Source organism: Corynebacterium sp. NML 120412, from assembly GCF_002285155.1.
Lineage (GTDB): Bacteria > Actinomycetota > Actinomycetes > Mycobacteriales > Mycobacteriaceae > Corynebacterium > Corynebacterium gottingense.
In genome coordinates, this window is record NZ_NSGL01000001.1 from 272,617 (window position 1) to 286,517 (window position 13,901).

The following is a 13,901-nucleotide window of genomic DNA, read 5'->3' on the forward strand; positions in this document are numbered from 1 at the left end:
CGCCGGCCCAGCGCAGCGCCGGGTGCGCGATGCGCTCGGCGGCCACCGGCAGCGGGGTCACCCCGGCGTTGCGACGCACCTCCAGGTCGGTGAAGCGGTTGACCAAGCGGCGGCGCTCGTCCGGGCCGTAGGTCGCCGGGGCAGCCATGCGCTGGTCCGCGTGCGCACTCACGAACTCCCGAAACGCGCGCGGCCATCCGACGGGCACGTCCACGCCGGTGAGCTCGGCACCGGTCACGAGTTCGATGAGGATGGCGTCGGTGGCGGAGGCGGTGGCGTCGATAAGCGTGAGCCCGGCGGGCGTTTCCTGGATGGTTGCGATGCCGGTCTTGGCCGGGTCGGCGGCGAGGTCAATGCCGGAGAAGGTGCGGTTCATGCGAGAAAGCATATTGCCCGCTGCGGGGTAGAGTGTCCGAGGTGACGCAACAACGCTCCCCCTGGCCCGCATTGTGGTCCATGATGCTGGGCTTTTTCATGATCCTGGTCGATTCGACCATCGTTTCCGTAGCGATCCCCGCGATCACCGCCGGGCTCGGCGCGAGCTACAGCTCGGTGATCTGGGTCAACAGCGCGTATCTGCTCGCATACGCGGTGCCGCTGCTGATCACCGGCAGGCTTGGCGACCGCTTCGGCCCCCGCGCCCTCTACATCTCCGGCCTCACCCTCTTCACGCTGTCCTCGCTGGCGTGCGGACTGGCCGACACAATCGAGGCGCTCATCGTCGCCCGCGTCTTCCAAGGCCTCGGCGGCGCAATGGTCACCCCGCAGACGATGGCGGTGATGATCCGTACCTTCAGCCCCCGCGAGCGCGGCAGCGCCATGGGTGTCTGGGGCGCGACCGCGGGTGTCGCCACCATCGTCGGCCCGCTGTTGGGCGGGCTGCTTGTCGACGCTTCCGGCTGGCCCTGGATCTTCTTTGTCAACGTCCCCATCGGCGTGATCGGCCTGGTGCTCGCGTGGATCTACGTCCCGCGCCTCGAGCTCACCTCCCGCAGCCTCGACTGGCTCGGCGTGGTGCTGAGCGCAGCGGGCATGTTCTGCCTCATCCTGGGTATCCAGGAGGGCGAGCGCTTCAACTGGGACTGGCGCGCGCTCGGTCTCATCGCCGGCGGCCTGGTCCTGCTCGGTACGTTCGTTGCGTGGCAGTCGCGCACTCGTCGCGACGCGCTTGTGCCGCTCGCCCTCTTTGCGGACCGCAACTTCTCGCTCTCCGCGGTCACGATCGCCACGGTGGGCTTTACCGTGTCGACGTACATGATCCCGTGGATGATCTACATCCAGTCCGTCCAGGGCTTCTCCCCCACCCGCGCCGCGCTCCTCCTCGTGCCCGCGGGGCTGGTCTCGGGCGTACTGTCGCCCTGGATTGGCAAGCTCACCAACACCCACCAGCCCAAGCCCTTCGCCATCGCGGGCCTGACCATGTTGGGCGTGTCGGTGGCGCTGACCGCCTGGATCGCCGACCCCACGATCAGCCCGTACTGGCTGCTCGCCATCTCCGTGCTCAACGGCGTGGCGAACTCGATGGTGTGGGGGCCGCTGTCCATGATTGCCACGCGCAACCTCGAGCCCGCGCTCGCCGGCGCCGGCTCCAGCGTGTACAACACGCTGCGCCAGGTGGGCGCCGTCATTGGCTCCGCCGCGATCGCCGCGCTCATGGACGCGCAGCTCAACGCCCAGCTCGGCCCCGGCGCGGGCGAGGCGACCGTCGGCGGCGCCGCCGGAAGTACGGGTGGCGCGATGCCCGAGGCACTTCACGCCCCGTTCGCACTGGCCATGTCGCACTCGCTGTATCTCCCCGCAGCCGTCGCGCTGCTCGGCGCGATCATGGCGTGCTTCTTCGCGCGGACGAAGAGCTGGAACGACTAAACTTTGTCATCTGCCAAACTGGTTGGCATGACGTCTACGCTCCTTCGTTCCCGCCCGCAATATGACCTTCGCCTCGCGCGCAGCGTTGCTCCGATCTTCGAGCATATGCTTGGCGACGCCCACTCATTCCTCGCGACCGAGCTCACCATCTGGACCGCTGAGGCTGCCGAGGAACTCCGCCACCGGATCGAGGACAACCCGATGCTGGGCAAACTGGATCAGTGGAGCAAGCTCGAAGACCAACTCGCTGGCGCGCCGCACGAGGTCATCGTGCTCGCCGCGGAATTAGTCTTGCTCCGCGATCACCCGGAACGCACGCTGACCGCCGACACGAGGGTGAAACACCTGACAAGACTGCTTCGTCTCGCGGACATCCACGACCTCCCTGCGCCCGCAAAGCAATTGTTCGAACAGCGCGAACCTTCCGGCTTTAAGGGTGGCCAGGGCTACCACGGCTCGCTCTGGAAACAGCTGATCTGGATGGCTAAGTTTGTCGTTCACCTGCGCTCACAAAACTCCAGCACGCGCGAAGCGGCCCACGCCGATGCGTGGGAGTTTCAACGGCTCATGCTTGATATAGACGAAGACACCTCAGGTGCACGCAACGCGCTGCAGTTCCTGGCGTTTCCGGAAGCCTTCGAGCCGATCTCTTCAAACCCGATGAAGGCAAAGATCCGCCACGGGTTCGCCAACCGGATCACCCCAACTCCTGGCGACGACCCTGCGGCGGTCGACCGCGACCTCCTCGCAATCCGCGAAGTGCTCGCAAACGAGCATGACGAGCCCTTCCACTTCTGGTCCGCAGGAATCGTGGAGCATTGGAACCCAAGCGCGAAGCTCACGCCACGTCCCGAACCGGAGGAGACAGAGTCGCAGGAGACGCGGGGCGTGCACTACTGGGCTTTCGCGCCGGGCACCAATGCAAGCAACTGGGAGGCGCAGCGTCGCGAAGGCGTCATGGCGCTGAACTGGTCGTCGCTCGGCGACTTCGGCCAGTACACCTCTCGGGAAGAAATTCGCGAAGCGTTAGACACTGAGGGGACTGGCAAGGCTGCCCCAAACGACACCCTCGCTGTCTGGGAGTTCCAGCACTGCATGGAACCAGGCGATATCGTCTACGCAAGACGTGGTCGCACAGAGCTGGTGGGACGCGGTGTGGTGGTGGGAGCGCCAGAGTTTCACGCAGAGCGCACGCAGTTTCGCAACACCCGCGCCGTGAAATGGACCGACACCGGTTCGTGGGAAGCGCCCTCTGCATTCGCAATGAAAACGCTTACCGATATTACCCGCTACGACGAACGCGTCGAGGCACTCGAAGCAATCTTTGACACCTCACCAGCGATTGAGCAACCCGTCGCGGCTGCACGCGAGTACACCCGCCACGATTTCCTCCGTGACGTGTTCCTTTCCGAGGAACGCTTCGATCGACTTTCCTCGCTGCTACAGCGTAAGAAAAATGTCATTCTCGCTGGTCCCCCTGGAGTGGGAAAGACATATGCTGCCCGTCAGCTCGCATACGCACTGATGGGAAGCACCGATGACACGCGCATCTCCATGGTGCAGTTCCACCAGAGCTACTCCTACGAGGACTTCGTCATGGGATACCGCCCAACCGAGTCGGGCAGCTTCACGCTGCAGTACGGGCCCTTCTACGAGTTCTGCGAGCGGGCGCGCGAAGACCTCGACCGCGACTACTTCTTCCTGATCGACGAGATCAACCGGGGCAATATCTCGAAGATTTTCGGCGAGCTCCTCATGCTCCTCGAGTCCTCCAAGCGCGGACGATCGCTGCGCCTGCTCTACGGCAAAGAACGCTTCTCGGTCCCTCCGAACATCTACGTCATCGGCATGATGAACACTGCCGATAAGAGCCTTGCGCTGCTCGATTACGCGCTGCGCCGGCGCTTCGGGTTCTTCGATCTCCCACCCGCCTTCGAGTCGACGCAGTTCCAGAAGTACTTGGAGCAGCAAAACAGCCCGCAACTCATTGACCTGGTCACGCAACTGATTAACCTCAACGAGGCCATTTCCGCCGATCCTGCGCTCGGTAGTGGCTTCACTATCGGGCACAGCTTCGTGATGGCTGATGGCGCTGCACTGGAAAATAACCTGTGGCTGGAATCAGTAGTAGAAGACGAGCTAGTCCCGCTGCTCCACGAATACTGGTTTGACCAGCCCGAGCAGGCCACTACTTGGTCCGAGACGTTGCGAAGCGCGATCGATGGGTAACTCGCGCATCCTGCTCGGCAACGTCTACGTCATGATGGCGTACGCCTTCCGCTGCCTCGAGAGAACCGCGCCGATGCAGGCGGCTCCGCAGGAGTTCGCGCACCTCCACGACCTACTTGCGCACATCATCGCCGAGGAACTCTCACGACAAGTGCGCCGCGGGCTCCACCACGACTACCTGCCCCAGCGCGAGGAGCTGCGCACCATCAGAGCCCGAATCGACCTGCCGGCCACGATGGCGCGCCACCACATGCGAAACGGGACCGTCGTGCGCGAGTACGACGAGTTCCTCCCCGATACCCAGCACAACCGCGCGGTCAAGGCCGTTGTGCTCATGCTCGCGCGACACGAGGAGGTACCTCCGTTCCGACGACGCGCGCTGACCCGACTTCTGCCCTACCTCTCCCGTGTGTCACGTATCCCCGTCCACACGATCCGTTGGCACCAACTCCACCTCCATCGCACCACCGCGTCGTACCGGTGGCTGCTTGGCGCATGCGAACTCGCAGCTCGGGGCCTTCTCCCCGGCAACGAGCCCGGCGGCGCAGGTCTCCCCTGGCAGCACACCGAGGCGATGAGCACCTTGTTTGAAAATTTTGTGAAGGAGTACCTCCGCTTCCACCACCCAGAGCTCAACCCACGTGCGGCGCAGGTGAGGTGGGATCTTGGGGGACAGCGCGACGTCGGCAAGCATCAGCTCCCGGCAATGCGCACCGACATCACGCTCGCGCGACCAGACGCGACGCTGATTATCGATACCAAGCTGTACTCCCGGCCCATGGCCTATGGCCAGTACGGCAAGGCCACGCTGCACTCGGGGAACCTGTACCAAATTCAGGCGTACGTGCACAACGCTGCGGCGTCCACGAGCACGCCCGTGTCCGGGCTGCTGCTGTACGCGCGCACCGACGGGCCAATCCAGCCCGAGCTTGACGTGGAAATCATTGGCCACCGCATCGGTGCCACCACGATCGACTTGTCGCAACCATGGCCACGTGTCCAGGCGGACCTTGAAGCGGTGCTCGACCGCTTTCCCGATCTCGATCATTGACCATTCATGCGTATGTTGTAGGTGGCCAGACACCTCACGGAGCGAAAGGACGGCTCATGACCGATAACCCGGACATTCGTGTTGGTGATCCAGAGCGTACCTCCGCCCTCGACCGCCTCGGCGAGCACTTCGCCGACGGCTACCTCGACGTCGCCGAGTTCGACGCCCGCACCGCCCGCGCCGCGTCCGCAACCACTCGCGGTGAGCTCGCTGCGCTTTTCAGCGACCTCCCGCACCCCTCCAGCGGCGGCATCCTCGAGCAGCGCGACGATTCCCCCTCGGTAAACGCAGCGCGCGAGGCGGAGCTCGAGCGAAAGCTGAAGGTGAAGCGCAACTGCGATATTGCTGCAGGCGCCATCGTCAGCTGCGGTGCGGCCGTGTTTTTCCTGCTGCAGTTCGCCTTCCACGTGTCGTTGGCCTGGGTCGCCTGGCCGGTCGCGGCCATTGCGGCACTCGCGGTTTACACCATCGCCGGAATCTCCGATGAAGAGTACGACGTGCTCGAAGAGATAGAGAAGAAGGATAAGTCGGAGCGGGCGGAGCGACTCCGCATCGCCTACGAGCGCCGCAAGGAGCTGGGCAAGTAGACTCCCCTCAACGCACCAACATGTGTACAGGCTGCTTGTACACTGTGGCGTGTGAACCTTCGACGCCTTCCTGCCCCCACGAGCGCGCTTCTCGTTGCTGCGCTCACCGCCGTCTCCCTTACCGCCTGCAGCTCCGGCGACGGGGAGCGCGAAACCGTCGTGGTGAAGTCCACGACCTTTGTGAACCCGGACGGGTCCGAGGTCGATCCTGCGGACTTCCCGGAATGGGCGAAGGAGCCGAGCTCGCCGCAGCAGTCCGGCGAGGGCAACTGGAACAGCGAGTACGAGTACGTCATCGCGCACCCGGACGAGTACGCGTTTGACACCGACGCGCTGGTAGAGCCCACGGGCGAGTACAGCTACGCCCTGATCGAAGCAACCGGCGACGGGACGCCCGAGCTGCTGCTGAAGAAGGACTCGCGCGAGTTCGCGCCCGTGTTGGTCTTTCACCTGAATGAGGAGGGCAAGGCCCGCCCCTCGTCCCCTGTGTTGTTGGACGGGGTGCGCTCCGCTGGCGGCAGCCGCGCTGCGGTGTACGCGTCCGCGTCGCAAAACGGCCTCTACCAGGAGGACCACTACTCAACCCAACCGGATGCGAACTTCCAGCTTTACTCCGTCGACGGCGAGACGCTGACCAAGAGCGGCGAGCCGGAAGTCGCTCGCCTCGATGCCATTCCGGACAAGTACCGGGAAGTCGACTGGACGCCGACCACTGACCCGTCCGCGCTCGCGCAGGGAGTGCCGGCCGCCGCGGCCCAGGCAGAGGACGCGCCAGTGGAAGACGATGGCGGCCTCACCGGCACGGTGCGGATGATCACCGCCGCAGAGCTTCCTGAAATCAGGGGCCAGGCAAACCCGAACAATGAGGACCCGGACAGCCAGTACTTCGTGCTCTGGTTCGATTCACCGCGAGAGATCTCGGCGTTGCTCGCCGGCTCAGGCACCGACACCCGAACGGTGGACAAATACGTTTCGCTGGGCGCACGGGAGTCGATCAACGGGCACGACTTTGAGCGGGGCGTGGAGTGGGAAGCGTACGTGGGCAAGCGCGTCCGCATCGACGCGGATCCGAGCATGCTGTCCTGGACCACAGACACCAGCCTGCCGGGGTCGGCGTGGGTGAATGACTACAACGACGTCACCGAGTTGTAGACGCGAGCGTCGATAAGCACCGCGAGCGTCGATAAGCTCCAAGCCCCTAACGGTCACCCGGAATTTACCGGCATGTCACCCTGCGGAAAGCAAGGCTTTCTAAGTTTTAAGTCAGCGTTTTGTGCTGCTCCCACCAGTTCGTCAGAAAGGCCCGACCCGTGCGCTTCCGCCGCAACGTCCAACTCCTCGCCACCACCACAGCCGCCGCGCTCGCCGTCTCACTGGCGCCCGCTGCGCTCGCTGCCGATGACACCGCAGAGTTCACCATCTCCAACATCACCGACTTCCACGGTTATTGGAAGCCCACCGACAAGGTGCCCGGCGCGGCGGCGCTGAAGTGCTCCGTGGACAAGGCCGCCGAGGGCAAGACCCACATCTTCACCTCCGCGGGCGACAACATCGGCGCCTCCCCCTTCGAGTCGATGCTGCTGGATGACCAGCCGACGCTGGACCTGCTCAATCTCATGGGGCTAAAAGTCTCCGCGATTGGTAACCACGAGTTTGACCACGGCGCATCGGACGTCGAGGAGCGCGTGGTCAAGCAGGCCGACTTTGACTACCTGGGCGCGAACGCCCACACCATCGACGGCGTCAAGGACTACACGGTCGAGGAGCTCGACGGCGTGAAGGTCGCCTTCGTGGGTACCGTGACCGACGACATGCCGAACTTGGTCTCCCCCGACAACATCAAGGGCATTACCTGGGATAACCCGGTCGAGACCACCAACGCGCTGGCGAAAAAGCTGAAGGACTCCGGCGAGGCAGACGTTGTCGTCGCGCTCGTGCACGAGGGCAACCTCGGGCCGGACGACTTCAGCAAAGACGTCGACCTCGCGTTCCTCGGCCACACCCACCAGGTCATCGAGCCCGGTCAGACCAGTCCCGTAGTCATCCAGGCCGGCGAGTACGGCAAGCACCTGGCCAACGTCGATCTTTCCTTCGATCGCGCGACCAAGAAGGCGACCGTCAAGCACGCAGAGCTTCTCGACGCCGACGCTATCCGCGCCTGCGACACCCCCGAACCGGAGGTCGACGCCATCATGCAGCAGGCCGAGGAGAAAGCTGGCGCGGAGGGCGAGCGCATCGTGGGCAACGCGGGCACGGATTTCTACCGCGGCGCGAAGGAAGGTAAGGAATCCGGCTCCTCCGTGGGCGTGGAATCCCAGCTGAACAACTTCGTCGCGGAGATCACCCGTTGGGGCGTGGACCAGAACTCCGCGATCACGCCCGACATCGGTGTGATGAACGCGGGCGGCGTGCGCTCGGACCTGGAGCAGGGCGACGTGACCTACGCCGACGCCTTCGCAGTCCAGCCGTTCGGCGGCGAGAACACCTACGTGGAGATCACGGGCAAGGACTTCGTCGACGCGCTCGAGCAGCAGTGGCGCGACGGCGACTCCATGCCGTTCGCCGCGCTCGGTGTGTCCGACAACGTCACCTACACCTACGACCCGGAGGCGCCGCAGGGCTCGCGCATCACCTCGGTCACCGTCGACGGCGCGCCGATCGACCCGGCGAAGAAGTACGTCATCGCCGGCTCCACCTTCATCCTGGGCGGCGGCGACCACTTTGAGGCGTTCACTCGCGGCACCGCACCGGCCAGCCTGGGCTACTTGGACCTCAACGCCCTCGTCGAGGCGCTCGGAGCAGACAAGGCGAAGGCCCCGCGCGGCGGCCAGTCCAACGTCGGCGTGCACCTGGACGCCCCGCTGACCGCGGGCACGTCCGCGACGATCAACCTCTCCTCGCTGCAGTACACACTTGGCGAGACCGCGAAGCAGGTCACCGTCTCGCTCGGCGATGCGACGGCAACCGCAGACATCGACCCGGCCTACGGCCCGGAGGGGATGAATGAAAAGGGCAAGGCGACCGTGGCTCTCGACGTCCCGGATGACATGTCCGGTCCCCAGGAACTGCACGTCACCACCGACGCGGGCACCGACGCGACCGTCCCGGTCGAGGTCGCACCGGCGCAGGACACCGACGAGCCGGGCACCCCAGCCCCCGCAGGCAGCTCCGCCGCCGACCTCGCCTGGATCCTGCCGGTTGCGCTCGCTGGCCTCGCCGGCCTGGGCAGCCTCATCGCGCTGCTTCTGCCGCAGCAGGTCGACCAGGTGCTCGGACCGATTGCCAAGCGTTAAGGCCACTCCGCTCATGACTGCCGGTGATGCACATGGGCCGCGGTAAGCCGCGCGCCGAGAAACGGCACATCACCGGCACCTATTCCATCGACACGGGCACCGCCGCGATCGTGGCGGACCCGTCCCGCGACGGTGGCTACACCCTCGAGGTCAACAACGTCCCGTCTTCCTACGTGGTCCCCGGCGCGCCCGAGGTGCTGGAGTACGACTACATTCGCTGGTTCGCCCAGCTCATCAGCGCGCACGAGGCGGCCGGCAACCTCCCGCGCCCGTTCACCGCCGTGCACCTCGGCGCCGCGGGCTGCACATTCGCATCGTTTCTCCAACAACGCTACCCGGATTCCACCAACGTTGCCGTCGAGCTGGACAGCGCACTCGCCGACCTCGTGCGCTGGGCGTTCGACCCGCCGGTACAGCTCGCGGTTGCGGAAGCCCGGACGTTCACGCACGCGCTCGCGCCCGGCTCCGTCGACGTGATCGTCCGCGACGTCTTCGCGGGGCCGGACACGCCCCGCGCGTTGACCACCGTCGAGTTCTTCACCGTCGCGCGGCGCGCCCTGCGCCCAGGCGGTCTGTTCATGGCCAACATCGGCGACACGGAGGGGCTGCCGCGCACCCGCGCCGAGCTCGCCGGCCTGGAGCTCGTCTTCGGCCAAACCGCCGCCCGCTCCGAGGGTCGGGGGTACGGGAATGTGGTCGTGGGGGCGTCGACAAGCAGCATTGCGCTCGACGGGGCCTTGCTTATCGACGCCAACGAGTGCGCCCCACTCCGCGACTGATTACAGTATTGCGAGTTCCCGAAGCGAAGCGACAGGAGGCCAACGTTGCACCATTTCAGCCCGTTGTTTCAGATGGGGCCTGCGAAGCGCGACCATATTCCCGCGTTCCGCACCGCGCTCGGCGTGGCGATCCCGATGTTTACACTGCTGGCGCTTGGACGACTTGACCTGGCAATTTACGCAAACTTCGGCGCGTTCACCGGCGTGTACGGCCGCCACGCCACCCCGCAGGTGCGGCGCAAGCACCATCTGCTGGCCGGGAGCGCGCTGACCCTGTCGGTGACGATCGGCGCAACAATTGCCTGGGTGGGCCTCAGCCCCTGGATCTTGTTGCTGGTCAGTTCGCTGGTGTCCTCGGTGTGGGCGACGATTGCCCTCGCCGCCGACATGAAGCCGACCGGTTCCGTCTTTGTGATCTTCTCGGTCGCCGCGGTCGGTTCGCTGCGCGACCCGGTGCACCCGCTCATGGCGTTCGGCATCGCGGGCAGCTCGGCGCTGCTCTGCCTGGTGCTCGGCCAGTGTTCCCAGTACATCGGCGAAGGGCCCGGCGGCAACGCGAAGGCCCCCGAGCGCCCGTCGCGCGCCCCCGACGCCGGCCCCGTGCCCCGCAAGCGGCTGCGCGTTGAGGCCGCTCGTTTCTTCTTCTCCCCGCTCCTCGCGGGCGTGATCGGACTGTTCTCGGTGATGCTCATCGACCCCCTCTCGCACTTCTACTGGGCGATGGTGGCCGCGGTCGCGCCGCTGGTGAACTCGCGGTTCAAGGTGCAGTACTTCCGCGCGATAGAGCGCGTGCTGGGCACGCTGTCGGGCATCCTGGTCGCGGGCTTCCTGCTCTCGCACCCGATGCAGGGGTGGCAGATCGTGGTGTGGATCATCGTGCTGCAGTACCTCACTGAGATGTACGTGACCCGCAACTACACCATCGCCGGCAGCTTCATCACCCCAACCGCGCTGCTGATGATCCAGACGGTGCAGGCTGCCCCCGTCGCGCCGATGCTGCTTGCCCGCACGGCTGAGACGATCCTGGGCGCGGCCGCGGCGCTGGTCATCATCGCGATCGGCTACGTACGCAAGTACCCGACCGTGGTGCTCCCTAAAGCTGCAGGTCTTGGCCAACAGTCGGCCGGTAGTACACAGCCCGATCCGCAGTCAGCGCCCTGAGGTGCGGGTTCGTCACCTCGGCGAGCGCCCCGATATACCCGGGCACCATTGACTTTGGCAGGCGCAGCCCCAGCGTCAGGTGCGGTACCCACCGCTCCCCTCGCCCATTAGGGTTCTCTGCGCTGAGCTGTCGGGCGGCGCGCTCGAGCGCCTCCGGCGCCTCGAGTAACCACGCGACCGTCTGCTTGGACTTGGTGCCAAAGACGACGGTGCCCACCCGATCCAGTCTCGCGGGGAGCAGTGGCGGCAGCAGCGCCGCCGCGCTTTCTACCGCGCTCTGGCGCATCCGTGGTGCAAACGTCACTGAGATATGGGGGCGCTGGTGCTGGCGCGGGAATCCCCGCTGCTCCAGCGCGTCAAAGATCCCGCGGACCTGCTCTTCCTCCGTGTCGGGGAGGCGCAACAGGATGTTTTCCGGCGAGCGCGAGGACATTCCAGTCGGTCGTTTCCCGAGTTAGACAAACTCGACCGAATCGAGGAGTTGTTGAAACTCCGGGGCGAGCTCCTGGATCCGGCCCACGTCCGCGGTGAGCGCGAGCATGACCACCCACCGTTGCGCGCCGCCCTGCTCGCGCAAGATGAGGTAGTTCTGCAGCTGGGCGACCTCGCCGCGCGTGCCGTCTTCCGCCGAGGCGGACAGCGTCACCTGCTGCAGGCCCGCATTACCGTCGGGGCTAACCTCCCCCTGCTCCACGCGCGGATTCTGCCCCGCCTGCTCGAGCCGGGCGAGGTTGTCCTTCATGACCGCCTGCATGTCGGCGTCCTCCGCCAGCGCCGCGGTCAGCCCGCTGATGGTCGGCGGCATGAACACGGACTGCTCCGCCTCAGCCGCACGGGCGAGGAGGAAGTCCATGTTCGCGGGCGTGGTCGCCTGGACCCAGTTGCTATTCGGAAGGGAAAATTTGTACTTCGTGGCCATGCTGCCCAAGGGTACGGCACGGCCGCGAAGCGCTACGCAGTGCCGGCAGGCGAGCCAAACTCGCGGATGTAGCACAGCATGGCCACGTCCTAGCCCGCCTCAATGTTGGTGTATCCGCGCCGCTCGTAGAAGCGGCAGGCACCGACATCAACGGCGTCCACGTTGATCTGCACCTCGCCCACGTGCCGTGCGCGCGCCTCAGCCTCCGCGCAGTCCATGAGCCGGGTGCCAATGCCCCTCCCCCGGAGTTCGGGCCGCACGTAGAGCTCATCGAGCGTTGCGATCGGGCCGTCGTAATACGGCTCGGGCGCAGCGTCAGCAGCGCGAATCCGACGGGCTCGGGCCACTCCGCGAGCACCACGTACCCGTGGTCCCCAGCGATGAGCTCTGCGAACCGCCGCGTGAGCGTGCCCAGCCCCGGGCACGGTGTAGCAAACTCCGCGTTGAAGTCGCGCAGGAGCTTTGCGACGCTCCCCGCCCGGTCAACCCCCGCGACGGCAACCCCCGCCCCGCTGTCCAATCGCAACCGCGCTACGCCTGCGCAGCGTTGGCGCCGTTGTCGCCGCCCGGGGCGGTGACGTTCCACGCGACGTTAAAACGGTCGACCACCATGCCGAAGTGCTCGCCCCACGGCGCCTGGGCGAACGGCATGCGCGCCTCGCCGCCTTCTGCAGCGAGGGCGTCGTAAAGCTTCTTTGCCTCCTCGGGCGAGTCCGCTTCGACGGTGAAGCCGTACTCGCTGGCGCTGAGTTGCTCGCGGTCGTGCTCGAGGTCGTCGCCGCCGGAGATGGTGAACGGGCCGCGCAGCAACGCGTGCGCGACCTTGTCACGGGGCGGTTCGAACGGGAACTGCACGCCGTTGTCCAGCTGCTCGCCGTAGGTGAGGATGCGGAGCTCGCCACCGAAGACGGAGTGGTAGAACTCAAGCATCGCGCGAGCGTTGCCGGGGAATGCGATATAGGTGCATGTGTGAATTGCCATGCGGCCAAGCGTAGACGCACAGCGCCGGTGTTGCCCGGCGGAGGAGGTTACGGGCGCAGGGGGCGCCGTGCTCGACGGAACGCAACGGTGAGCACGACCACCGAGAGCGCCGCCGCGACGAACTGCGTTGCGGTCCCGCCCAGCGACAACGGCACCCCGTAGTCCTGCAGGCTTGCCGCAGTATTCCACGCCGCGTGTGCCGCGACGGCGATGCCGATACCGTTGAAATACCAGGCGAGCCAGGCGTAGAGCAGGCCGTCGAGGAAGAAGTGCGCAAACGCGAGGGGTTCGCTCCAAGCTGCGGGGTGCACGGCAACGAACAGGAGCGCAGCGGCGATCGCGCCGACGAGCGGGTGCCGCGTCCACGCGGTAAAGGCCTGGAAGACAAGCCCGCGGAACAGCATTTCCTCGGCAAGCGCGGCAAGCAGAATCGCCACGAGCTCGAGCGGGAACGTACTGGAAAAGCCTGCTAACGCCTTGTCCCACGACGAGCCGAACGCGTAGACGCTGATCAGTCCCAGCGTGACGGCTATGACGGCAAACGCCAACAGATATGCCGCGACGAGCGTGAGCGGCCGCAGCGCTTTCCCACTCCACAGCACCGAAGCCGCGGAGCGCCGCCCCACCAGTTTGACTGCCACGAGCACCGCAATGATCTCGACGATCACGGTGGCGTAGGTAAACCAGCCGTCGACGTCAGGAGCTGAGGTGTCAAGCCCTGCCGCCTCCAGCGAGAGCCCGACGACCACTGTCATCGCGATCACCATGACGATCACGGTGAGCATTTCGGCCAACGGTTTCCACCAGGAGTAGTTCGGTTGTTGTCTTGCGCCGAACGCGAAATCACACACGCGATCCACTTGAGTTTCCTCTCCTATTCTTTCGGGTTTCATACAGCCGGCACAACGCTACATCCGTGGATCGTCGGTCGCCCGTTGGCCACCGCTCAGGCCGGTGAGAAGAATTGGATTGCACAATGAAAACCAGGGGGTTGACCCAAAGAAAGGTTTGCCTTACTTTAGAAGGAGTGCTTGC

At 65.5% G+C, this 13,901-nt stretch carries 13 protein-coding genes and 1 pseudogene; 8 read left to right on the forward strand and 6 right to left on the reverse strand.

What is annotated here, in order from left to right; translation table 11 throughout:
• The coding region (locus tag CKJ84_RS01130; protein ID WP_158221659.1) for a DUF429 domain-containing protein at window positions 1-376 on the reverse strand (376 nt) is incomplete at its 3' end.
• A gap of 41 nt (window positions 377-417) precedes the next feature.
• On the opposite strand from CKJ84_RS01130, the gene CKJ84_RS01135 reads away from it, so the two are divergent.
• The 8 genes from CKJ84_RS01135 to CKJ84_RS01170 all read left to right on the forward strand — a co-directional run bounded on the left by CKJ84_RS01135 (window position 418) and on the right by CKJ84_RS01170 (window position 10,966).
• On the forward strand, window positions 418-1,866 hold the full coding sequence (locus CKJ84_RS01135) for a DHA2 family efflux MFS transporter permease subunit (protein ID WP_233125437.1): 1,449 nt from the start codon (window positions 418-420) through the stop codon (window positions 1,864-1,866).
• A gap of 27 nt (window positions 1,867-1,893) precedes the next feature.
• On the forward strand, window positions 1,894-4,095 hold the full coding sequence (locus CKJ84_RS01140; RefSeq protein WP_095545687.1) for an AAA family ATPase: 2,202 nt from the start codon (window positions 1,894-1,896) through the stop codon (window positions 4,093-4,095).
• The gene (locus tag CKJ84_RS01145) at window positions 4,088-5,146 is read left to right on the forward strand and encodes a hypothetical protein (protein ID WP_095545688.1); all 1,059 of its coding nucleotides are present in this window, start codon (window positions 4,088-4,090) and stop codon (window positions 5,144-5,146) included. Before CKJ84_RS01140 ends, CKJ84_RS01145 begins: the two co-directional genes overlap by 8 nt.
• Before the next feature lie 56 nt (window positions 5,147-5,202).
• On the forward strand, window positions 5,203-5,733 hold the full coding sequence (locus CKJ84_RS01150) for a DUF1707 domain-containing protein (RefSeq protein WP_095545689.1): 531 nt from the start codon (window positions 5,203-5,205) through the stop codon (window positions 5,731-5,733).
• A gap of 51 nt (window positions 5,734-5,784) precedes the next feature.
• Complete coding sequence (locus CKJ84_RS01155) at window positions 5,785-6,885, forward strand: hypothetical protein (RefSeq protein ID WP_095545690.1); 1,101 nt, start codon at window positions 5,785-5,787, stop codon at window positions 6,883-6,885.
• Between the two features lie 158 nt (window positions 6,886-7,043).
• The gene (locus tag CKJ84_RS01160; RefSeq protein ID WP_095545691.1) at window positions 7,044-9,026 is read left to right on the forward strand and encodes a bifunctional UDP-sugar hydrolase/5'-nucleotidase; all 1,983 of its coding nucleotides are present in this window, start codon (window positions 7,044-7,046) and stop codon (window positions 9,024-9,026) included.
• Window positions 9,027-9,058: 32 nt separating this feature from the next.
• Window positions 9,059-9,805, forward strand: a complete 747-nt coding sequence (locus CKJ84_RS01165) for a spermidine synthase (RefSeq protein ID WP_198949226.1) — start codon at window positions 9,059-9,061, stop codon at window positions 9,803-9,805.
• A gap of 45 nt (window positions 9,806-9,850) precedes the next feature.
• The gene (locus CKJ84_RS01170) at window positions 9,851-10,966 is read left to right on the forward strand and encodes an FUSC family protein (protein WP_133064706.1); all 1,116 of its coding nucleotides are present in this window, start codon (window positions 9,851-9,853) and stop codon (window positions 10,964-10,966) included.
• Here the strand turns inward: CKJ84_RS01170 and CKJ84_RS01175 are convergent.
• The 5 genes and pseudogenes from CKJ84_RS01175 to CKJ84_RS01195 form a co-directional block, all read right to left on the reverse strand.
• Window positions 10,899-11,399 carry a 2'-5' RNA ligase gene (locus tag CKJ84_RS01175; protein ID WP_095278911.1) on the reverse strand — a complete coding sequence of 167 codons (501 nt, stop codon included), beginning with the start codon at window positions 11,397-11,399 and terminating at the stop codon, window positions 10,899-10,901. The two genes, CKJ84_RS01170 and CKJ84_RS01175, sit on opposite strands and share 68 nt — an antisense overlap.
• Before the next feature lie 21 nt (window positions 11,400-11,420).
• Window positions 11,421-11,885, reverse strand: coding sequence for a hypothetical protein (locus CKJ84_RS01180; protein ID WP_095278912.1), 465 nt, complete (start codon window positions 11,883-11,885; stop codon window positions 11,421-11,423).
• A gap of 89 nt (window positions 11,886-11,974) precedes the next feature.
• Window positions 11,975-12,405 (reverse strand): annotated as a pseudogene (locus CKJ84_RS01185) (GNAT family N-acetyltransferase).
• Between the two features lie 11 nt (window positions 12,406-12,416).
• Window positions 12,417-12,866: a VOC family protein gene (locus tag CKJ84_RS01190; RefSeq protein WP_095545692.1), complete on the reverse strand. Its 450-nt coding sequence runs from the start codon at window positions 12,864-12,866 to the stop codon at window positions 12,417-12,419.
• A 47-nt stretch (window positions 12,867-12,913) separates the two neighbouring features.
• Window positions 12,914-13,651 (reverse strand): type II CAAX prenyl endopeptidase Rce1 family protein, encoded by a 738-nt coding sequence (locus tag CKJ84_RS01195; protein WP_158221660.1) that lies wholly within the window; start codon window positions 13,649-13,651, stop codon window positions 12,914-12,916.
• Window positions 13,652-13,901: the final 250 nt, after the last annotated feature.